This window comes from Nitrosospira multiformis, from assembly GCF_003050865.1.
In the GTDB taxonomy this organism is placed as follows: domain Bacteria; phylum Pseudomonadota; class Gammaproteobacteria; order Burkholderiales; family Nitrosomonadaceae; genus Nitrosospira; species Nitrosospira multiformis_E.
The window spans coordinates 230093-251102 of the sequence record NZ_QAOK01000001.1; the positions used below are offsets into that span (position 1 = coordinate 230093).

18 protein-coding genes are annotated in these 21010 nt (G+C 52.3%); 7 read left to right on the plus strand and 11 right to left on the minus strand.

Going from position 1 to position 21010, the window contains the following annotated elements; genetic code table 11:
* Positions 1–3 precede the first annotated feature (3 nt).
* The 3 genes from C8R21_RS00990 (at position 4) to C8R21_RS01000 (ending at position 1619) form a co-directional block, all read left to right on the plus strand.
* Entirely contained in the window at positions 4–312 is a 309-nt protein-coding gene (locus tag C8R21_RS00990; protein WP_107761019.1) for a c-type cytochrome, read from the plus strand.
* 67 nt (positions 313–379) lie between these two features.
* A complete protein-coding gene (locus C8R21_RS00995) occupies positions 380–1135 on the plus strand; it encodes a YdcF family protein (protein WP_107761020.1) in 756 nt (251 codons plus the stop codon).
* Between the two features lie 67 nt (positions 1136–1202).
* Positions 1203–1619, plus strand: a complete 417-nt coding sequence (locus tag C8R21_RS01000) for an OsmC family protein (protein ID WP_107761021.1) — start codon at positions 1203–1205, stop codon at positions 1617–1619.
* A gap of 42 nt (positions 1620–1661) precedes the next feature.
* On the opposite strand, the gene coq7 is transcribed toward C8R21_RS01000, so the two are convergent.
* Positions 1662–2288: a 2-polyprenyl-3-methyl-6-methoxy-1,4-benzoquinone monooxygenase gene (gene coq7 / locus C8R21_RS01005; protein WP_107761022.1), complete on the minus strand. Its 627-nt coding sequence runs from the start codon at positions 2286–2288 to the stop codon at positions 1662–1664.
* Between the two features lie 255 nt (positions 2289–2543).
* On the opposite strand from coq7, the gene C8R21_RS01010 reads away from it, so the two are divergent.
* Positions 2544–3464, plus strand: coding sequence for a pyridoxal-phosphate dependent enzyme (locus C8R21_RS01010; RefSeq protein WP_107761023.1), 921 nt, complete (start codon positions 2544–2546; stop codon positions 3462–3464).
* Positions 3465–3613: 149 nt separating this feature from the next.
* Here the strand turns inward: C8R21_RS01010 and C8R21_RS01015 are convergent, their stop codons facing one another.
* The 3 genes from C8R21_RS01015 to C8R21_RS01025 form a co-directional block, all read right to left on the minus strand.
* Positions 3614–5002, minus strand: a complete 1389-nt coding sequence (locus tag C8R21_RS01015; protein ID WP_107761024.1) for a (Fe-S)-binding protein — start codon at positions 5000–5002, stop codon at positions 3614–3616.
* Between the two features lie 263 nt (positions 5003–5265).
* Positions 5266–5709 (minus strand): CBS domain-containing protein, encoded by a 444-nt coding sequence (locus C8R21_RS01020; RefSeq protein WP_107761025.1) that lies wholly within the window; start codon positions 5707–5709, stop codon positions 5266–5268.
* Between the two features lie 122 nt (positions 5710–5831).
* On the minus strand, positions 5832–7028 hold the full coding sequence (locus tag C8R21_RS01025; protein WP_258192180.1) for a class I SAM-dependent methyltransferase: 1197 nt from the start codon (positions 7026–7028) through the stop codon (positions 5832–5834).
* 151 nt (positions 7029–7179) lie between these two features.
* Here C8R21_RS01025 and C8R21_RS01030 point away from each other — a divergent pair, with 151 nt between their 5' ends.
* Positions 7180–7920 (plus strand): pteridine reductase, encoded by a 741-nt coding sequence (locus C8R21_RS01030; RefSeq protein WP_107761027.1) that lies wholly within the window; start codon positions 7180–7182, stop codon positions 7918–7920.
* A 340-nt stretch (positions 7921–8260) separates the two neighbouring features.
* Here C8R21_RS01030 and C8R21_RS01035 read toward each other — a convergent pair whose 3' ends face one another.
* The 7 genes from C8R21_RS01035 to C8R21_RS01065 all read right to left on the minus strand — a co-directional run bounded on the left by C8R21_RS01035 (position 8261) and on the right by C8R21_RS01065 (position 18789).
* The gene (locus C8R21_RS01035; RefSeq protein ID WP_107761028.1) at positions 8261–11203 is read right to left on the minus strand and encodes an EAL domain-containing protein; all 2943 of its coding nucleotides are present in this window, start codon (positions 11201–11203) and stop codon (positions 8261–8263) included.
* Positions 11193–12260 carry a chemotaxis-specific protein-glutamate methyltransferase CheB gene (cheB, locus tag C8R21_RS01040; RefSeq protein ID WP_107761029.1) on the minus strand — a complete coding sequence of 356 codons (1068 nt, stop codon included), beginning with the start codon at positions 12258–12260 and terminating at the stop codon, positions 11193–11195. The genes C8R21_RS01035 and cheB overlap by 11 nt, the downstream gene beginning before the upstream one ends.
* Before the next feature lie 10 nt (positions 12261–12270).
* Positions 12271–14625 (minus strand): hybrid sensor histidine kinase/response regulator, encoded by a 2355-nt coding sequence (locus C8R21_RS01045; RefSeq protein ID WP_107761030.1) that lies wholly within the window; start codon positions 14623–14625, stop codon positions 12271–12273.
* Positions 14618–16111 (minus strand): HAMP domain-containing methyl-accepting chemotaxis protein, encoded by a 1494-nt coding sequence (locus C8R21_RS01050; RefSeq protein ID WP_107761031.1) that lies wholly within the window; start codon positions 16109–16111, stop codon positions 14618–14620. The genes C8R21_RS01045 and C8R21_RS01050 overlap by 8 nt, the downstream gene beginning before the upstream one ends.
* Before the next feature lie 64 nt (positions 16112–16175).
* Positions 16176–16706 carry a chemotaxis protein CheW gene (locus C8R21_RS01055; RefSeq protein WP_258192181.1) on the minus strand — a complete coding sequence of 177 codons (531 nt, stop codon included), beginning with the start codon at positions 16704–16706 and terminating at the stop codon, positions 16176–16178.
* Between the two features lie 97 nt (positions 16707–16803).
* Positions 16804–18309: a CheR family methyltransferase gene (locus C8R21_RS01060; RefSeq protein ID WP_107761033.1), complete on the minus strand. Its 1506-nt coding sequence runs from the start codon at positions 18307–18309 to the stop codon at positions 16804–16806.
* Positions 18310–18312: 3 nt separating this feature from the next.
* Positions 18313–18789, minus strand: a complete 477-nt coding sequence (locus tag C8R21_RS01065) for a chemotaxis protein CheW (RefSeq protein ID WP_107761034.1) — start codon at positions 18787–18789, stop codon at positions 18313–18315.
* 541 nt (positions 18790–19330) lie between these two features.
* Between C8R21_RS01065 and C8R21_RS16295 the strand changes: the two genes are divergently transcribed.
* Together C8R21_RS16295 and msrA are read left to right on the plus strand one after the other, a co-directional pair.
* Complete coding sequence (locus tag C8R21_RS16295; protein WP_258192182.1) at positions 19331–19456, plus strand: hypothetical protein; 126 nt, start codon at positions 19331–19333, stop codon at positions 19454–19456.
* Between the two features lie 150 nt (positions 19457–19606).
* Positions 19607–20929, plus strand: coding sequence for a peptide-methionine (S)-S-oxide reductase MsrA (gene msrA / locus C8R21_RS01070; RefSeq protein WP_258192183.1), 1323 nt, complete (start codon positions 19607–19609; stop codon positions 20927–20929).
* Positions 20930–21010: the final 81 nt, after the last annotated feature.

Genomic DNA, 21010 nt, shown 5'->3' on the forward strand with positions numbered 1-21010 from the left:
GTAATGAAAGCTGTCTGGATGGGAATGGTTGCGGCATCAGCTTTGTTGGTTGTCGGTACCGCGCAGGCGAGCCCCGATTTAGCGAAAAGCAGCGGTTGCCTGAATTGTCATATGGTGGACAAAAAACTGGTCGGGCCTGCATTGAAGGATATAGCGGCCAAGTATAAGGCTGACCCGAAAGCCGTGGACTATCTGGCAGGAAAAATCCAGAAAGGAAGCCAGGGAGTTTGGGGACCTGTTCCCATGCCGCCAAATGCAAAGGTTAACGAGGCAGATGCCAAGACTCTGGCACAGTGGATTCTGACCCAATAAGTCCAGGTCCGCTAAAAAAGCCGGCAAGTGCCGGCTTTTTTATTTTGCTTGCCCCTGCCAAAAGTACATGAACTGGTTTGCAACCAACTTCGCAAGCGCATTTCTTCTCCCCCCGTTCAACCTTATTTTACTGGGCGTCGCAGGCATCCTGCTCCTGAAACGCCGACAGGGAACAGGTATGACATTGGTAGCTGCCGCACTTGCTCTGCTTTACCTTCTTTCCATTCCGATCGTCGCGGACGCCCTGTTGCAGGTACTGGAGGCGTCCCCGGAAAAGAACCTGCCTGACGACAGCATACAAGCCATCGTCGTGCTGGGTGGAGGAACCTACTATTATGCGCCCGAATATGACGATCATACCGTCGGCAGATACACGCTGGAACGTGTTCGCTATGCGGCGAAGATGTATCGTGCAACTTGCAAACCGATGCTGGCCGCAGGAGGCGCCCCTCTCGGTAATCGCTCATCCGAAGCCATGCAGATGAAGGCAGTGCTGGAAGAGGAGTTTCTCGTTCCAGTCGAGTGGGTAGAGGAAGCATCGAGCAATACCCGGGAAAACGCCTACAAGAGCTTTGCCATCCTGCAAAAACAGGGTATCCGCCAGATCGCGCTTGTCACCCATGCGTGGCACATGCCGAGAGCGGCGCGCGAATTCGAACAGGCCGGATTCGAGGTTACTCCTGCTGCCACAGGATACACGCGGCGTTACAAGACCGATCTGCTTACATTCATTCCAAACGCCGGTGCGCTCCTCAAAAGCAGCCTGTTCTTCCACGAGGTCATTGGCATGTTGTGGTACCGCCTGACGCCTGCGCCGGATTGAGGGTCACTACACTCGGCATGGTAGGAAGTCGCTAAAATAGCGTAATCGAATTCTGGAAAGGAGCGGCATGAAAGCACGCGTCAAATGGCAGAGCGAAGCAAGTTTCCTGGGCGAATCAGGCAGCGGTCATACAGTACTGATGGATGGACCGCCGGAATCAGGGGGCAGGAACCGTGGACCCCGCCCGATGGAGATGCTGTTGATGGGAACCGGGGGCTGCGCAGCTTTTGATGTTGTGCTGATTCTGAAAAAAGGCCGCCAGGATATCTGCGATTGTGAGGTGCGCATTGAAGCGGAACGGGCCGAACGAGAGCCGAAAGTGTTTACCCGCATTCACTTCCATTTCATCGTGACCGGAAAAAAACTGAATCCGCAACAGGTAGAACGCGCAATCAGCTTGTCCGCTGAAAAATACTGTTCCGCATCGATCATGCTGGCCAAAACAGCAGAACTGACCCACGATTTTGAAATCGTGGAAGCGTGAAGCCTTCGCCCCTCAGTATTGGCTTTAGACCTGCTATATTCGTTAGACCCAATAGGCAGTCCGGGTCATCACCGATGACGCCATCTTCATCACCAGTTTCACCGGCATCGGCAGTTCGGCGCCGCCATTCGCCATGGCGGTAGTGGCGTGTCCGGCCTCATCGATCTGCATCTGGGTCACAATGGCGCGGCTCTTCTCGTCGGCGTGGGGCAAACGGCTCAGGTGCCCCCCGAGATGAGCGGACACCTGACGTTCGGTTTCCGCAAGAAACCCCAGGTTCCACTTGTCGCCCAGCAATCCGGCGAAAGCGCCAATGGCAAATGAACCGCCATACCATAATGGATTCAATAGACTCTTGCGTCCGCTCAATTCGTTAATGCGCCGTTCCGTCCAGGCAAGATGCTCGGTTTCCTCGCGTGCCGCCTGGGCAAGTGTCTGCTGGACCTCGGCATCCCGCGCCGTCAGCGCTTGGCCCTGATAAAGGGCTTGCGCGCAGATCTCGCCCACGTGGTTGACACGCATCAGTGCCGCCGATTCGCTTTTCTCCAGATCATTCAGTTCCGCCTCCGCCAACTGGGTTCCGGGCACTGGCCGCAGTGTCTGCGCCGGAGTCAACAAGGTGCGCAGCGCGTGGTCGAAACCAATAATGAGTTTGTCAAGATTGGGCATAAGATTCTCTGAGAAAGAAAGCAATGAAAACGGTAAGAATGATAACGCTGCCATTTCTGCAATTGTATACCCATTCGCCCTGTTGTTAACGTGGCAAGGTGAGTGACTTCGGATATTCTCAACCCCTGGTTCCACTCGCCATGCTTTTTTCAAATTCACTACCGCCAATTCTCCAATCAACAAAGTCTTCAGCTTTGGTCTGAAAGACCGTTTATGATGTATTCTCATGGTTCAGCTCGACCGAAGATCGTATAAATGACTCTACATATCCAAACACCATTAATCGAATCGCGCCCTTTAAGCGATAGAATCGGACATTCAGTGTGGCTGAAAATGGAAATCGCTCAGCCCTCCGGCTCTTTTAAAGCCCGGGGAATCGGGTATGCGTGTGAAGAATATTTCCGACGCGGGGCAAGACGCTTCATTTCATCATCTGGCGGAAATGCGGGCCTTGCGGTTGCCTTTGCCGGACGTAATCTGTCCGTGCCCGTGATTATCGTCGTGCCGGAAACCGCTTCAAAGCGCGCCCGGGAACTGATGGTGCGAGAGGGAGCAGAAGTGGTAATCCAGGGGAAATCTCTCAGTGAGGCGAATGCTTTTGCACTATCGCTCGTGCAACCCGAGGACGCTTTTCTGCACCCCTTTGATGATCCGCTCATCTGGACGGGTCATGCCAGCATCATTGATGAAGTAGTCGATACAGGACCAAAACCCGACGTGATCGTCCTGTCCGTCGGTGGAGGTGGCCTTCTGTGCGGCGTTATAGAGGGACTGAATCGGAATGAGTGGCAGGATGTGCCCATAATCGCCGTCGAAACCAAAGGCGCGGACTCCTTTGCTCAGGCACTCAGCGCAGGAGCGCTGGTGGAGCTGCCCAGGATATCGAGCATTGCGACAACATTAGGGGCAAGTGCGGTTTGCAGGCAGGCCCTGGAATATTCGAGAAAACATCGCATTGAGAGCGTCGTATTACCGGACAAGCTTGCCGTCTCTGGGTGCATGCAATTCCTGCACGATCATCATGCAGTGGTTGAGCCCGCTTGCGGCGTAGCGCTGGCGACGGTCTATGAAAGGGTTCCAGCTTTGTCCGGATACAAAAAAATATTGATTATCGTGTGTGGTGGTATCAGCACTACGGTTGACCAGTTACAGGAATGGTCTGCCGTGATGCAATAAGGAATCCCGGATGATGAGCCTGGAAGAAGTAAGGTCTCAGATGCTCAGCGGTAGCAGAGCCAAGCACTTCCAGGACTTTTACCACGGGCAGGGAAAATTAAACCCTGAACACGCCTACGCCCCCAGCTTCGCTGAATCGAACGAGAAAGCTATTTCAGAGATTGCATACCCATTTGCCTTGCTATTAACGTGACCGGGTGAATGACTTCGATTCCCAATCCTGCCTGTCGCAAGCCGGTAGCGATATGCAGTGCGCAGCCCACATTGGAGGTCGCAAGGTAACATGCCTGCCCTGCTTTCAAGGCCGTCACTTTGTCCTCGAGCAGTGCCGCCGATATCTCCGTCTGATCCAGGAAATAGGTTCCTGCAGCGCCGCAGCATTGATCATTCCCGGCAAGAGGTACTACTTGCGCTTGCGGGATGCGCTCCAGCAGTTTATAGGCGTATGCCGACGCGCGTAATACATTGCGCAAGGTGCAAGGCTCATGTACCAGGATTTTGTACGGCAAGGGCTGGAGCCTGACATCTTCCCATCCTTCCGCCCCCGCGAGGAATTCACTGATATCCAGGAACTTCGGCGGCGATCGCTTGGTAGTCTCGCTTCCTGTTTGCGGGCCTACCGCTGGTGCCCTTGTCGTGCGCTGCCAATCAGGAAAAGAGGAATATTCGGACAACTGTGCACCGCAACCGGATGCCGTAGTGATAATCGCGCCTAAATCCAATCCAGCGTCCAACCCAGCGAACGCCTGTACGTTCTGACGTTCCAGTTGCTCCGCCGCATCCGCGTCGCCCCTGTGCCGGTGAAGCGCTCCACAGCAAGTCTGCGCGGAGGGCACATGCACGGTATAACCCAGTTGGTTGAGTACGAACAGGGTCGCGTCCAATGTGGTTACATCCGCCACGCGCGCGACGCAACCCAGGAACAGCCCGACCTCCCCTCGCGGCTTGCCGACAGCAGGATAAACAGGCGACCATGATGAAGAACGAGGCTTGTCGATAAACGGAACCTGGGCTTCCAGCAAGGCGAGTTTCGTCTTGCCCAGCAAACCGGATTTGCGCACCCATTCCTGCAAACCGCTTCGCTGATAAAAACGCAGAAGCGGCCGCAATGCATCGATACGCGAGGGCTGTGCGATCAGTTCACGCTCCACCCATTTCCGAAATCGGGATACCCGGACTCCCGGATTGTTCCTCCGGACCTCGAGCGGTGGCGACGAAATCATCTCCCGGGCATCGTCTATCAACTGACCAAAACGTACGTGATTGGGGCAGACAGCTTCGCAGGCACGGCAGGTAAGGCAACGGTCCATGTGCAATGCGAAACGTGCATTCATTGGAATGCATCCGGCGGCCACTCCACTCATCAATGCAATGCGCCCACGCGGCGAGTCAGCCTCGGACAACGTGACACGATAACTGGGACAATGCGGCACGCAGAGGCCGCACGCGACGCACTGGCTGGCTTCGTCGCTTATTTCGCGGCGCAATCGCAGTAATGGATCCGAAGAAAAATCGGAAGGAAGGTCAACCGGCTTCATGGACAGTAGACCTGCTTTTGTCAGAGCCGTTCAAATTCAAAAAAATTTTACGTGGGAGGATGAAGAGAAGATTTGTGCTGACACTCACACCCCCCTCATGGCAGGGCGCAGACCAGAGCAAAATTTTCAGGAGAGCAGGACGCGTACTCTCCAAATCGTACTTATCGATCGAATGGGGAACAGTGTTTCATCGAAGCGGAGTAATCACTGGACCCTGGATCGAGGTCGCAGAGGGGTAATATCAAGGAGTAGTACAATATGGCTTATTCGGGGCCGCGTGTCCCGTATATATAACGCTCGAGCTGGTCGATGATAAATTCGCGGCCCGAGATCGCATCCTTGACCAGGTCGCCGATGGAGATGATCCCCATGACTTTACCATCCTCCAGCACGGGCAAGTGGCGAACTCGGGTTTTAGTCACCAATGCCATGCAATCCTCGGTGGAATAATCCGGGCTCACATACGCCACCTGCGCGGTCATGAGTTCTTTCACCTGGATATCTTTCGCGAGCCGATCCAGGCTGTATGCCTTGCGGGAATAATCTCTCTCGGTAAAAATGCCTGACAGTTTTCCCCTGTGCAACACCAGCAACGCGCCGATATTTTTCGCCGCCATCAAGTGCATGGCCTCATATACCGATTTATCCGGCTCGATGCTCGCAACTTCGTATCCTTTGCCCTCCAATAATTCCCTTACGGTCGTCATGGATCACTCTCCCCCCTCAGTTTCAAGCATGCAATTTCTTTATCGGACTTATCCAATCATAGCATGCCATATGAAAAGAAAAGCCGAGAGTGATGTGAAGCTGCTCCTCACGCTCCAATCTTCTATAGCAGGCGGCTCTTGTCGCCGCCCGTGAAACCGACAGGAGGTGGATGATTCCTGTGAATCCCTTTTCCCAGGACCATGACCTTGAATAGCTCCCCCATTTCAGCCGGGCTCACCAGTTTCTGCACCTGGTTTGCCAACGGCAAATAGTCCCTTGTGTTCCCAGCAGGCGTCTCCGCCAGAATTTCCGTTATTCCGCAATTGATGAGAAAGTGTGCCTGTGTCGTATAACCCAGCAATTCCAGGCCCGCTTCGGTGCCCGAATCGGCAACGGCGCTGAAATCGACATGGCTGGTTATATCCTGCAGACCTGGCAGGTAAAATGGATTGTCATGGGCGTGGTGGCGGTAATGACACATCAATGTTCCCTGTCTGCGCTGAGGATGATAATACTCATCCCGGCCGAATCCGTAATCGATCAGCAGGATCGCCCCTCGTTGCAGCATTTTGCCGAGACTCGCAATGAAACCCCGCGCCTCGAGGCAGATTTCACTGACATATTCACCTTCATTACCACCGGAAAGAATTTGATCCCTCGATTCTCGCGCCGCTTCGAAAAGTGCTCCTTCTGCAAGAGGGCGTTCACTCCAGATAAACTCATTGCCGGCTGAGGAGACACCTCGCTCGTATAATGCGTCGCCCCGCCATGCGATCAGGTGCACCGGCATGGCGTCGAGCACCTCATTGGCCAGTATCAGACCGTTGAATTGCTCCGGCAAATGCTTCAGCCAAAAAACGCGTGAGGCGAGATGCGGCGCGAACTGTTCAAGCAACTGCCGTTGACGCTGCTGAAGTTCCGCGCTCACTTCGAGGATGAAATACTGCTGTGGCAGACAGCCGAGTTTTTCGAGTTCAACCAACAGATCGAGCGCCAACTTACCTGTCCCGGCGCCAAATTCGAGGATACCGCTGTCGTCACCCGTCAACTCAAGTATCTGCCTGGCTTGGCGCGCCACAGTCCTGCCAAACAGCGGGGAAATTTCGGGTGCAGTGACGAAATCGCCTTCTTGGCCGAATTTTACGGCACCGCCACTGTAGTAACCCCTGCCCGGTGCGTACAACCCCAGCCTCATGTAATGCTCGAATGAAATCCACCCGCCAGCGGCACTGATTTCCGCATGAATGAGTTCTGTCAGTGCGCGGCTATGCTCGAGCGCTGCTTCGCTCGGTGCAGGGAATGGAGGCTGTGGCTGCATCGGCGCTATGCTACGCTTTGACATAGAACCGGCCATCGAACAGAAGTGTCGTCTTTCCCGCGAAAGCGGGAATCCAGAGATATTCCCTAACCAGTTTCATGACAGCAATAAAAGAAAAATCGATCAATCCGCAAGTGTAGAGGAGATAGCGATGCAAGGGAAAGTGATACTCGTCACAGGAGGAGCAAGGCGCGTGGGCGCCGCCACCTGCCGCCGCCTACACGCACAGGGAGCAAATCTGGCCGTGCATTACAGAAGCTCGATTGAGGAGGCGCAGGCACTGCAGGCCGAGCTGAACCAGATACGGTCTAATTCAGTCGCCCTGGTTCAGGCCGACCTGCTCGATACTGCACGCCTGTCGCAACTGGTAGCTGAAACCGTAGAGCGATTCGGGAAGCTGGATGCGCTGGTCAACAATGCCTCCAGCTTTTTTCCAACTCCATTAGGCGAAATCACTGCTGACATGTGGGACGATCTGATGGGAAGCAACCTGAAAGCTCCCCTGTTTCTATCCCAGGCGGCAGCCTCCGAATTAAGAAAACAGCACGGCTGCATCGTCAATATCGTGGATATTCATTCGGAATGGCCACTCAAGAATTACGTGGTATACAACGCCGCCAAGGGTGGACTTGCCTCACTGACCCGATCGCTGGCGCAGGAGCTTGCGCCGGAAGTCCGGGTAAATGGCATCTCACCCGGCCCCATTCTGTGGCCGGAAGCGGGCGAATGGGCAGATGAAGCTTCGCGCCAGCACATCATTGGGAGGACGCTGCTGAAACGAACGGGTGAGCCGGATGACATTGCCCGGACCGTTGCTTTCCTGATTTCAGATGCGCCTTACATCACCGGCCAGATCATTGCGGTGGATGGGGGGCGGAGTGTGAATCTGTAGCAAAGTTGCAAAATCGCTGGACGCCAGAATCCCCTAAAGGAAGAATCTGCCCCGTTTCCTCGGCCTGGGGAATGAACCCCGAGGCAAGCAAAAGGCCGCCGCGGATATTGCCGCCACACAAGCACCTCGGCTCCTATAATCCCGCGCTATCCATCTGCGGCTGATAGTAGAGAACAAATTCGTTTCTCTCCAGCTTTTGCATAAAGCTGGATGATGAGGAAGACGTCCTGGCTCTCATCAAGGTTATGCCGGGATTATTCCAGGCGAAAACAACTCCATCTCCTACTGCTGCTTAAGGGTTAGAGCGGGTCTAATGCAAAGACCCGATGTCATCATCCATTTAAAGAGATTTCTTCTGGTGTAGAAACTCTATTATCTTGGTCGCTGTGACGGCGGGACTAAAGAGGTAGCCCTGCATCTCCTCACATTCGAGGCTTCGCAAAAGCTCGGCTTGCTCAATCGTTTCCACCCCCTCGGCAACAACACGCAAATGCAACGAATGTGCCAGAGATATGATTCCGGAAACAATGGTGAGACTGTCTCGATTGATATTCATATCGCTGATGAAAGCGCGATCAATTTTCAGGACATTGACGGGCAATTTGGCGATATAACTGAGCGAAGAATAACCGGTACCGAAATCGTCTATCGCAAGCTCGATACCCATATCCTGGATGAGATTGAGCTTCTCGATATTGGCTTTGATATCGTGCATGATTACACTTTCCGTGATCTCAAGCTGGAACGCAGCTTGATCTCCCGCGTCGCTTACCACATTTGCCACCATATCGACAAAATCCTTCTGCCGTAACTGAACGGGAGAAACATTGATAGCAATTCTCGGTGGATTTAAACTCATGGCTTTCCATTTATTTGCATCCGATATCGCTTTGCTCAGCGCCCAGCGGCCTGCGTCAAGAATCATTCCTGTTTCTTCAAGTAAGGGAATGAAGTGCAGTGGTGAAAGTACCATAGCGCTTTCCGGATCGTGCCAGCGCATCAGGGCCTCGAGCCCGCTTATTTGTCCACTCTTCAAATCAACCTTGGGTTGGTAGTACAGCACCAATTGTTCCTGCTCCAACGCCTGACGCAGCTTGATCTCGAGTTTCAGTTTTTCTTTAACCCGTGCATGAAATTCGGGAGCATAAAACAAATGCTTGTCGGAAGAATGCTTGGCCTTCTTTAGCGCTGTTTCAGCATTTCTCAAGAGCGTATCAGTATCCAGGCCGTCGCTAGGAAAGAACGAAGCTCCCACCCTGGCGGAAACCCACAGTTCCTGTCCATTAATTAAAAAGGGCTCGTTCTTAACCTCGAACAGAAGCTTCTCTAGCATATGGACGATGTCGATGCTTTCCTCTTCATGTTTTCTGGCGATAGCAAAATAATCGGCGGAAAGATGGGCCAGAATGTCTGCTTCTGAAAGCAGTTGCTTCAGCCGCTTCGCAAGTTGGCGGAGTAGACTGTCGCCCGCTCCATGGCCGAACGATTCATTAATACTGCTGAACCGTTCGATGTCCAGGACAATTACGGAAAGCATCTCGTGCCCGGAAGAAACCATCTTGATCCGCTGATTAACCCGGTCTAGAAATAATGCCCGGTTCGGAAGCTCGGTCACAGCGTCGAAGAAAGCCAGATAATTGATGCGCTCCTCTTTTTTCAGGTGATCCATTGCAAACGAAATATCGCCTGCCATTTCTATTAGCAAAGCAATTTCCTCCTCGTCGAAAAACCCTGTCTCGGGAGTATAGAGAGTCAGAGTGCCAACGAGTTGCCCATCGAGAACCAAGGGCAAGATCGCCATGGAAAGATAATCGTGAGCAAGCGCTGCGTTATGCAAACCCTCCATGCGCTTATCGGCAATGAGATCATTGCAAATGAACGGCTTGAGATGTGTGATTAAATCCTCTACCAGTGGAGCTCCTTCCGGCGCACTCATCAGAGATAGGTTGAGTTGGAACAGCTCATCATTTCCTTGCCCCATCTTAGCCACTGGTGTAATTATTCTCGTATTTCCCCCCAGCATTCCGATCCAAGCGAAAGCGAATCCACCGTGAACGACTGCAATACGGCATGCCTCATTGAAAAGCTCCTGTATTTCACGGACACGCACAATGGCTGTATTGATCCCACTTAACACGCTGTATAAGCGGTTGAGCCGGACTACTCTCGCTTCATATTCCTTGCGCTGAGCGATCTCCGCTGTTAACGCCGCAGTACGTTCCCCCACCAACTTTTCCATATGTTCATGCAATCGGGCACGCTCCAGCGCAACACTTACCTGCTGGCCAATCCCGTGGAATGTATCCAACTCATTCTCCCTGAACTGATCCTGTTCCAGGCCCAGGAGATTCATCACGCCCTGGTTCTTGCTGCCACTCCACATCGGTATGGTGATATGGTGGCAAGAACCATTGCCTCCGCTTGAGAAGAGGCGCTCGCAGTTTAAAATTTTAGGAGTATTGCCGAGCTCCCCGGTGAGCAAAAGCCGCAGGCAATTGCATGATATGTCCAAGCCATCAGCACTTACTGATGCGGGTACGTTTCGTGAGCCTGCCAAACTCAGACCGTCGGTATTCCATAAATAAAGCCATCCCGCCTGGACTCCCGGCAACATCATGGCGTACTCCAGCGCTTTTTCGCTGACCTCGCGCTCGGTTGCTGCCTGGTTCAAGCCTTCCGCCATTCGATACAGCCCATTGAGCAAGCGATTCGAGTGCGTCAGCTCACGTTGTCGCGTATTCAGTTCAGCGTTGAGGCGAACCGCATCCTCATAAACTGAAATCAATAGATCCACGATCTGCTGCCGCTCACTGGTGATGAAATGTTTTTGCCCGCCCAGATAAATCTGCATTCCCATTTGCATCTTCTGACTCTTGCGCAGCTCATGGCTCATCAGCAGATACTCGATGCGATCAAGAAGATACCGGTCGTCATATGGCTTGCGGATAAAATTGTCGGCCCCCGATTCCAATCCCTGGATGATATCCTTGACATCCGCCAGCGAGGTAAGCAGGATCACTGGAATCTTCTTGAGTTGTGCGTCCCGCTTGATTTCGCCGCATAGCGCAAACCCATTCATTTCCGGCATCATCACATCACTGATAATCAATGTCGGGTTGTGCTGCCGCGCCCTCGAGAGGGCCTGCTTGCCATCGCCTGCAGTGGTAACTTTGTAGCCGTTTTCCTCCAGCAGATACTTCAGTTTTTCCGCTTGCGTGGGACTGTCCTCTGCGATGAGAATCTCGACTTTCCGGGCATCGTGGATTGAAATATCATGCGCCAAGCTTAATTTCTCCTCGTTCTGCCACCATATTCGCTAGCGCTGCGGCAATCTTTTCCAGAGGCAAGACCATGGTCGCCACACCTAACCTGATCGCCTCGCCCGCCATACCGTGGACGACCGAACTTTCCTTGTCTTGTGCGAAAGTAATCGCGCCTTTCTCCTTCAGAAGGCGTAACTCGTCGGCACCATCACGGCCCATCCCCGTCAATAGGCCAGCAACGGCATCATGACCGTAGACTCTGGCAACCGACCTAAAAAGATATGAAATTGAGGGTCTTGATCCATACTCTGGCTCATCTTTGGTCAAAACGATCTCCCCTCGGTTCTCCACCTTCATCTGGTATTCATCGGGTGCCATATAAACATGCCCTGGCAGGGGCAACTCACCCTGCCTTGCAATATGAACGGGGAGATTGGATGAGTTCTTTAGCCATTGGACAAATCCTTCCATGAATCCCGCGGTCATATGCTGAACGATTAGAATAGGCACAGGAAAATGCTTCGGGAGTGACGAAAGAATCGCCTCTAGTGCAGGCGGGCCGCCCGTTGAAGCACCTACAACGACAATTCTTGTTTGCGCCACACGGTTAAGCAGGGGGGCACGTACAGAAAGGGAGGCCGGAGAAGCTCCTCGCATGCGCGCCCAACGACGAACTACCTTTACTTCTGCCATCAGTTTTACGACCTCTATCATCTTCCGAGCTGTCGCCTCGTGATCCGGATGACCGATGCCTGCCGGCCGCGGGAGCACTGCCAATGCCCCTGCATCGATCGCATCAAATGTGATCCCAACCTCTGCCGGATCCGTACTGCCGCTCACGATGACAATGGGAGTCGGCTGTGTCTCCATGATCAGCTGTGTGGCCGCCACTCCATTCAGCTTCGGCATGTGAATATCCATCGTGATTACGTCAGGCCGATGGTTGCGCAAGGCATCGATTGCTTCTTCTCCGTCGCCGGCGGTCGCAATAACAGTGATATCAGGATCGGAATTGAGTATGTAAATGAGGAACTCTCGCACTACCGGTGAATCTTCCACTACCAGGACGTTTATCATGGGAGAGAACTCACGGATTAATGCTGCTGATGCTGATCAGGCGTCGAGTCGCCTCCAGCAAGTTGCTTTGGTCAAAGCGACTCTTCACGATATATGCATTCGCTCCCACATCGATGCCTCGCTCCCGGTGATCACGTGAATCCAATGCCGTTACCAATACCACCGGCAGCGCCACCAACTGCTTATCAGCACGTATCCTGGCTGTCAGGGCAAAGCCGTCCATTCGCGGCATTTCAACATCAGAGACTACCAAGCTGTAGGCGCCCGTTTTAAGGGCGGTATAGCCCTCCACTCCATCCACAGCTGTAGTCACACGATAACCTGCCGATTCCAGGATATGTTTAAGCAGCGTCCGAGCAGTGATGGAATCGTCCACCACTAAAATAGAGTGCTTGCTTGATGCTCCCTGCTTCTCAGCCGATGAGTCCTGAGTAGAGATGAATGTAGCCGAGGATGCTTTCACAGCCGATTTCAACAGATCAGGTACGTTAAGCACCGGAACCACTCGCCCGGTTCCCAGCATGCATACACCTGCGACGTTTCTTACCCGCTTCAGTGGCCGAAGGAGTGCTTTTATTACTATCTCTTGCTCCCCGAGAACTTCTTCCACGAGAAATGCAACACGACCAAGACCTGAACTGAGAACGATCCCTCGCAAATAGTGCGTGGGTTCCATTTCTGCCGAATTGAGAGCCAGTTCCAGTATGTCACTCAACCTGACCAGAGAAACAGGTTGTTCATCTACCAGAATGGTTTCTCGATTTTTCACTGTCTGAATTTCGTTTTTGGCGATTCGGACTACTCGCTCAACGCTGCTTGAAGGAATAACAAAAAGCTGTCCTCCGGCATGAACCAGAACTCCCCAAGTATTTGTTAGCGTTAACGGCAGTAAGATATGGAAAGCAGTTCCGGTATCAGTACTTGATTTGACCTTGATGCTGCCGCCTAAAGCTTCAACCTTTTCACGTACAATCGCGAGTCCCAGGCCGCGTCCAGAGATATCGGTGATGAGGGGACTGGTGGTCACACCAGATCTAAAAATAAGCGCAAGCAATTCCGACTCACCCAGTTGCTCCATCTCCTCCTCAGACATTACGCCAAGCTTGTGAGCGGCAGCTTTCAATTTACCGACATTGATTCCGGCCCCATCATCGGCTACACATATCTCAGCCTTACCGCTATCGCTTTGCGAGCACGCGAAGGTGATTCTTCCCGACGAAGGCTTACCTCTAGCTAACCGGGCTGCCGGCTGCTCAATACCGTGATCGATGCAATTACGCACCAGATGGACCAAAGGGTCTTTCATCTCTTCCAAAACATGCCGATCAATTTCCACCTCGCCGCCACTCACCACCAGCTCCAGGCTCTTGCCCTGTTCGCGGGCCAGCTCGCGGGAGAATCGGGGCAGAATATCCAACAGCGTCGAGAAAGGCAGTAATTGCATTTCTTTGACGTCCTGAATCAGACAATCGGTCATGCCAGCAAGTGCGCGTTGGTCTTGTTCGATAGTCCGCTGCAATCTTACTAGCCGCTCCTCAAGCGCTTTCATTTGAAGCGGCTCCCCATCCAGGTATTTGAGCAGCTTCGGGAGCCCATGTTGTCCTCGGAAGGGGCTATCCTTGAGGCTGGATGTCAACTCCCGATCAATAATGCGGACTGCCGACTGGATTTGCAGGCGCTGCTTCTTCCATGCGGCAAGTGCCGTGGTGATTTCGCCTAGCTCCTTGGCCCGTTGTCGCGCTGTCAGGCAGGGCAGCAACAATTCCTCAACCTGACGCAGAACCTTTTCGAGTTTTACGGTAGGCACTCTGATTGTTGCAGATGCATGGCTTGGAGTAGAGGTCCGCAAATATGCACTTACGTCAGCACGGGTTGCGGATGATTCATCAGGGGGAAGCAAAGATAAAGGTGATACAGCCTGCGATAATGAGGAGCCCGTACGACCTTCTTTTATGGGACTTTTCAGCGTTTCATCGAGCTGTCGGGTTATTGTAGTCAACAACGGCTTTTGCCGTTCAGCCATGCTGCCCTCTCCTGAAACGAGCGTCCCTAGGGCATCGACCGTCCCAAGCAGCCGATCGATGAGCGATGACGATACGGCAAGGCTTTTATCTTTCAGTGCGGAGAATATATTTTCCAGAGAACGGCAGGTCTCCTCGACTTGGGTAAAATTGACTGCTCGTGCTGCACCTTTGAGACTGTGTGCGCACCGCAACATGTTCTCAATGATATCGAACGCCGGCGTATCTACAGATTTTCCCTCCAGGGCGAGCAGTCCCGACGATATATCCTTCAGGTGGGCCTCTGCCTCGATGCGAAACATTGCAAGGAGCCTTTCCAAAAGCACATCCCTTTTGTCAGGCATGGACTTTTCCCGCTTCCTCTACGAAACGGTCTTTCTTGCTGCCTACGAGGACACTCAATTTATTCCCCATCTCATATAAGCCTTGTGCCGCTGATTCTGCCTGCCTGGTACCTGCCACGTTCTGTTCGCTCGCCTGCTGGATATTAGTCATGGCCATCGCCACCTGATCCATGCCGACCATTTGTTGCTTGCTTGATGCCGCAATTTGGGTAGCTGCTTGCGCTGCCTCACTGATGCTGGTGGATAGTAGGCGGATTGCTTCATCAGTCTCGGTGGATTGCCTGACCCCCGCCTCTACCGCTTTATTGCCCTGCTCAGTGGCGAGTACCGCAGCATTAGTCGCTTTCTGAATATCACCCAGAATGCCTCGCACCTGGGCAGTGGCTTGTCTGGATTGCTCCGCCAGGCTTCTTATCTCCCGAGCAACTACGCCAAAACTCTTACCTTGTTCCCCAGCCCGGGTCGCCTCAATAGCGGCATTCACGGCCAACAAATTGGATTGCTCAGCCAAGTCGTTGACTGTGGCAATGATCTCGGCGATGGCATGCCCCTGCTTGGAGAGCTGCATAATGCTCTCAGCTATGGATTCCATCTGCTCCTGGATCCGATTCATTCCACTAATAGCCTCCTCCACCGATTTGCGTCCAGCCTCGGAGATATTGGAAGCTTTCTGCGCGCTGTCTGATACATATTTAGCTTTCTGGCTCGTAGTCAATGCGGTTTGCTTGACCTCTTCCACGGTGGCGGTTGTCTCGCTTACTGCGGCTGCGGTCTCGGCTGCGCCAGCGGCAACCTGGGAAGTGGTGGAAAGAATCTCTGCTGAAGACGACGCAAGTTGGGCGATGCTCTCCCGGAGCTGTCCGGTAATCATGCGGCTCAGGCGAATGCCGATTGTTAGTCCAACTAAAACAGTAAATAAAGAAACAGACACCAATGCAGTGGTATAAGACCTCACTTTCTCCATGGCTTCAGTTTTTCTACTTTCCAGAATTGCAGATTGTTTCTCATAGAAACGCTTGGCCTTATCTATAAATGCAAGGCTGAGCGGACGGAACGTATTAATCACGAAGGCGAGCGCTTCCTCGGGTTTTTGCTCAAACGAGAGCCGGACGGCTTGTTGCTGGGCCTCCTCCAATTGTTGGTGCAGGGATTCGAGCTCGTTGAGTAGGCTATCCCCCTTGTTTCCACTCATTAGCTGTCGAATTTTTTCGAGGATTTGCTTGAACTGGCGATCGTTGTCTTGCAGGAGCACCTGGTTGGTCTTCTGCAGCTCCGGGTAAAGCAAAATACCCCGAACATAGGTTTGTTGCGCAAGTCCCGCAATCCGCAATTCATTCGCGCTCTCCATCAGCCGCTCGTCTACGCGAAGGAAATGATCGTACGTCGCCTGTGTCTGGCCAAGTGCATAGAATGCGACAGCGGTGGAGAGTGCAAGGAGCGCCAGTATGATGGAATACCCTCCAATTATCTTTTCACTGATGGTCATGCTGTCCTTTCAAAACTTCGTTTCGTCATTTAAATTCAGTGTCTTCACCCATTTCGATACTTCTCTACTCGGCTACTTGCTCATCTACAACGATGCTTTCATCCATGAGAAGATTTTCCGCATCAAGAACCACTAGTCGCTCAGAGGTTATTCCCTTGAAGTATTTCTTACGAATGCCCATAGGAGTGGGTAAAGATGACTGAATGTCGATTGCCAAGATAGACCGGGCGCCAAGGACTTCGTCCACCAGAATGCCGAACGTCATTTTTCCCGCCTGCAGTACGATAACTTTGTTGCGTCCACGCAGCTCCTTCTCTGGCACTTCGAAAAACTTCTTCAGGTCAATGACCGGCAGAATCTCCCCGCGCAGGGTAACAATGCCGCGAATAAAGCCAGGGGTGCAGGGCAGCGGTGTAATGTCCTCAACCTCGGCGACCTGAGTGACATAGCACGATTCGAGGGCGTAGCGTTCACAACCAAGAATAAATTCCACGATTTCAATGTCTTCATTCCGTCCCTCTTGAGCCGGTAATTCCTGAGCCAGGGCTAATGCCCTCAATTGCAAGATCTGCTGAATTTTTTCATTGGAAGGCACCCAAGTGCTGTCCACTGTTGCACGAGGAGAATTCTGGTTCTGCTCGAGCTCGAGAGAATTTCCGGAAACCGCTTTCCTTTTTTGAAACCCTAAGGTTCTAGTTATCATGTGATGCTCTACTCTTTATTTCCTGATGATTGAGTGAATCGCATATTCTTATAGAGGTAATGAAATGAGTGAGATTGCCGGCGGTCAGGCCGCCTGAGTCCGGGAGAATGTCGTTGGATGAATATCCATTCAACAGCGATAGTGCATTGTCAAAATGACGTTCTGCTTCCTGGCTTTTGCCCTGCGTCAGGCAGAGGCTACCCAAGGCAAAATGGGCAAGCACAAGACCAGGATCAAGATATAGCGTATTCATCAGGCACCGCATTGCTTCCTTGGCCTGCCCCAGCTCCTGGTGAATCGTTGCCAGGAGATAGTAAGCCGCAGGGTTCAGTTTGTTAGCGGCAATTGCTTCCTTACACTGCTTTACAGCCTTGGTGAGGTCGCCTCGATCGGCATAGCGACGAGCTTCGTGATAAAGCGTATTGGACCGCTCTTGATTCGCTGATTGGTTTGCAACATCTTGCGCACTTGTTAGTTGAGTGAAGGGGCTTGATGCCACCGGCAATATTTGCGGTTCCATGCTTTCGAGCGAAAGGGGCGTTTCCCAGCCCTGCAGACTGGAGGGCGGCGCCGAAGCTGCCTTGTATAAAGCATCCGATGACGGACCAAAGGAGAAGTAATTGCCATTTCCATGCACGTCGTGACTGTCAATCTTCTGATAGAGGCCAGTTCCGGAAACGGTATGAAGTCGGAATTGCGGAAACGACTCGCTAGACATTTCCACCGGACTCACAATGAGCCATCCATGGTCGACTAGAGATCGATGAAAGCCCTGTCCAATCCTTTTAACTGCCTGGGAGCTGAAATACATCAGGACATTTCGGCAGAAGATGACGTCCACGGCGCGGGTGCCATTGGCCTGCGATGCATACACATCCTCGGCCAGATTTAGATTGGAGAACGTTACTCTTTTACGGATATGCGGCCCTATCTCGAATAGGCCGTTTTTTTTCCGTTTAAAGTAACGCTCTTTAATCCAACCCGGGGTCGCCCGAAAAGCCCACTCCCTATATAAGCCCTCGGCTGCTCGATCCAGGAATACCGGATTGATGTCTGTTGCAAGGATTGTCGCATTCCATTCCTCCTCATGCTTCTTGAACAATCGATCAAGGAGTATGGCAATCGAATAGGGTTCTTCGCCCGTGCAACAGCCCGCACTCCAAATGCGCAGTTGGCGATTGTTTTCTTTGCATTTCCGTATCAGTTCCGGAAGAATACCTTGTTCAAGTACGTCCAGGCATTTCTGCTCCCGGAAGAAGTAGGTCTCCCCGACAGTAAGGCGGCAAGCAAGTATGTCGATCTGTCTGCGGGTCAGGGAAGTGGAAAGGAGGTAACGGGCAGCTGTTTCGGTGTCCGGCATGTCAAGCTCCGGTGCGGCAGCCGCAATTGCGCGCTCGAGGTCACCCCAACGCTTTTGCGGATAATACAAGCCCATCTTCATCGCTATTAAATCACTTAGCTGCGAGACCAGCACATAAGGAAGGGTGATTTGCATGCCCTATGAGGTACTAAGTGCCAAATCCAAGGACTTTTCTTCTTCTAATGAAAGCAATTCGCCAAGATTCTGGATAAGGATCAATCCATCCTGAAATTTGATGACTCCCCTTAAGTACTTGAGGGGAGGAAAGAATTCATCTATTGGAACCACACATTGTTCCAGACATTCCGCAACTCCCATCACTGAATTTACCGCCAGCCCCACAAGACGGGTCGTCGTATGGGCGAAAATCAGCCAGTCAGTCAGCAAAATTTCACGCTTTGGGAGATCAAACCGTTGACGGATGTTCATAATAGGGACAACTTTGCCGCGAAGATTAACTACGCCGAGCACAATTTCCGGCGCCCCGGGTAGCGGCGTTATATAAACCATGCGTGCGACACTCTCCACCGCAGGCAAATGCAAGGAGTACCGCTGATCATCCAGGAAAAAAACCAAATAATGATTTCCGGCCCTTACTGTGGTATCAAACTTCATGATTGATATAAATTGTTATGGTGATGGAGCGCCTCAGCTAGCACCATCTTCTCACCGAGTGGGAGTAAAGGAATAAGATGCCAAGACAGACAAAGCCAGGTTAGCTCTTCGGAGCAGCCATAGTCCGCACCCAAGAGTTGAATTTTCGGTATTGTCCGCCCTTCTATCGGGGGTACCTGGGTGACAAGCCGAGAAAACTCGAAAACCAGGTTACATTGAATTATTCCGCTTTCACTATCGGCCCTGCATTGCTGGAAACAGCATGTCTAGTTATCACCGCCAGCTTTTTTGAAGAAATACTTGCTGTATTCATGTGAGTTAATAAACATATGAGACTACAGAATGAGTACTTTTGCACCTGTAAAATCTTACAGGTGCAAATAGCTTTACCTCTTTTAACGCCAAAGGCCATGATGTAAGTGTCAGCCAATCTGCTGAGATCGAAAGCCAGCGAACGATTAACAGCTCCAAAGTAAGTGTTTCAGACGCTGTAACTTCGGCTATTAACATCTCCAATTTCGGAGTCTTTCCTATTTTCTGAATGGAACCGAAGGTAATACCAACAGATTTTGGCAAGCTTGTTCTTGATGAAATGCCCGATGGCGCAATTGTTACCACTGCCGATCGCGTTGTCGTTTACAGGCCCGGAAAGGAAAAGAATGCATGAGACGTTCCCATCCTCTCCCCCGATCGTTGTACTCAGGGGAATTTATTTTCATTTCAGATTTCAAATTGCACTGGAGTATCAAAAAACGAGATCGAGATCTCATGACCAGGATTTATATAGGGGCATCTTGAGATGAAAAGGGTTGTAGCTATGGCAGCGGCCTTGGGCATTATTATGGGTGCATATGCAGTGGAGAAAATCACGATACCTGGGCAGGCAACGGATTACGTCGTTCTAGGGATGGGGTGCTTCTGGGGTGCGGAGAAGCGCATGGGAGAAATTCCCGGGGTCGTCGATGTGGAAAGCGGTTATGCAGGCGGTGACCTTCCCGGCGCTGGTTACCAGGACATTTTGAATCATGAAAGAGCGCTTCGTACCGGTAAAACTACAGTGCGCAATCATGCAGAAGTGGTCAAGGTGGTTTTCGATCCAGACAAGGTAACGCTGGAAACAGTGCTGGCCAAATTCTGGGAGAGCCATGACCCCACTCAGGGCAATCGCCAGGGGAACGATATCGGCAGTAATTATCGCAGTGCCATCTATTACCATGACGCGAACCAGAAGGCTGTGGGACTGGCAACCCGGACTGCTTATCAAAAAGCACTCGATGCTGCGGGTTACGCCAGAATCACCACTGAGATCCAGCCACTCAAGAATTACATCACCGCTGAGGAATATCACCAGAACTATCTGAAAAAGAATCCCGATGGGTATTGCGGCTTGGGTGGCACCGGTGTGAAATACCCCGGTTCGGCCAGGGAAGTTGCGCAGATGCATACATCCTCGATCTCATCCGGGATTTCTTCAGCCCCAGCGACGTCCAAACCGGGTGCGGAGCCCCTGAAGAGCGGCGATCTGAATCCTGCCCGGCAGTTGGTGGCGTTCGAGGCCGAGCATTGCGAATTTTGCGAGCGCTTCGAAAAAGACATAATGAGCCACTGGCAAGCGGAAGTGCCGATTGCCAGGACGTTGAACTCGAATCCGCCCAGCGGTTGGAATCTGGAAAAGCCCTTGTTCGCCGCCCCCACCATCGTGCTGTTCAAGAACGGCAAGGAGGTTGCCCGCTATACAGGATACAACGGCGAAAAATCCAATTTCTGGAAATGGCTGGGCTTTCAACTGCTGTCGCCCGAGCAGCAGAAGATCGCCTTCAAACGAGGTACCGAGCCTCCTTTTACCGCATCCAATCTGGATGAAAAACGCTCGGGAAGATTTGTCGACCCCGTCACAGGCGCAACCCTCTTTTACAGCAATAGCAAATTTGAAAGCGGAACGGGGTGGCCCAGTTTCTTTGAACCCGTGGAAGGCGCCGTTACCCTGCACGAAGACAACTCTCACGGCATGAAGCGGATTGAAGTACGTAGCGCAAGCTCCGGCATTCACCTCGGCCACCTATTTCATGATGGACCGCCACCCAGCCACAAGCGCTATTGCATCAATGGAAACGTCCTGAAATTCGTTGCGGACCAATAAACCCGCCCTCTACACATGAGTCACGTCGCATATTCTTCATTATGCAACTGCCAGCCCGCGGCGCTCGCATTCAGTAACCGG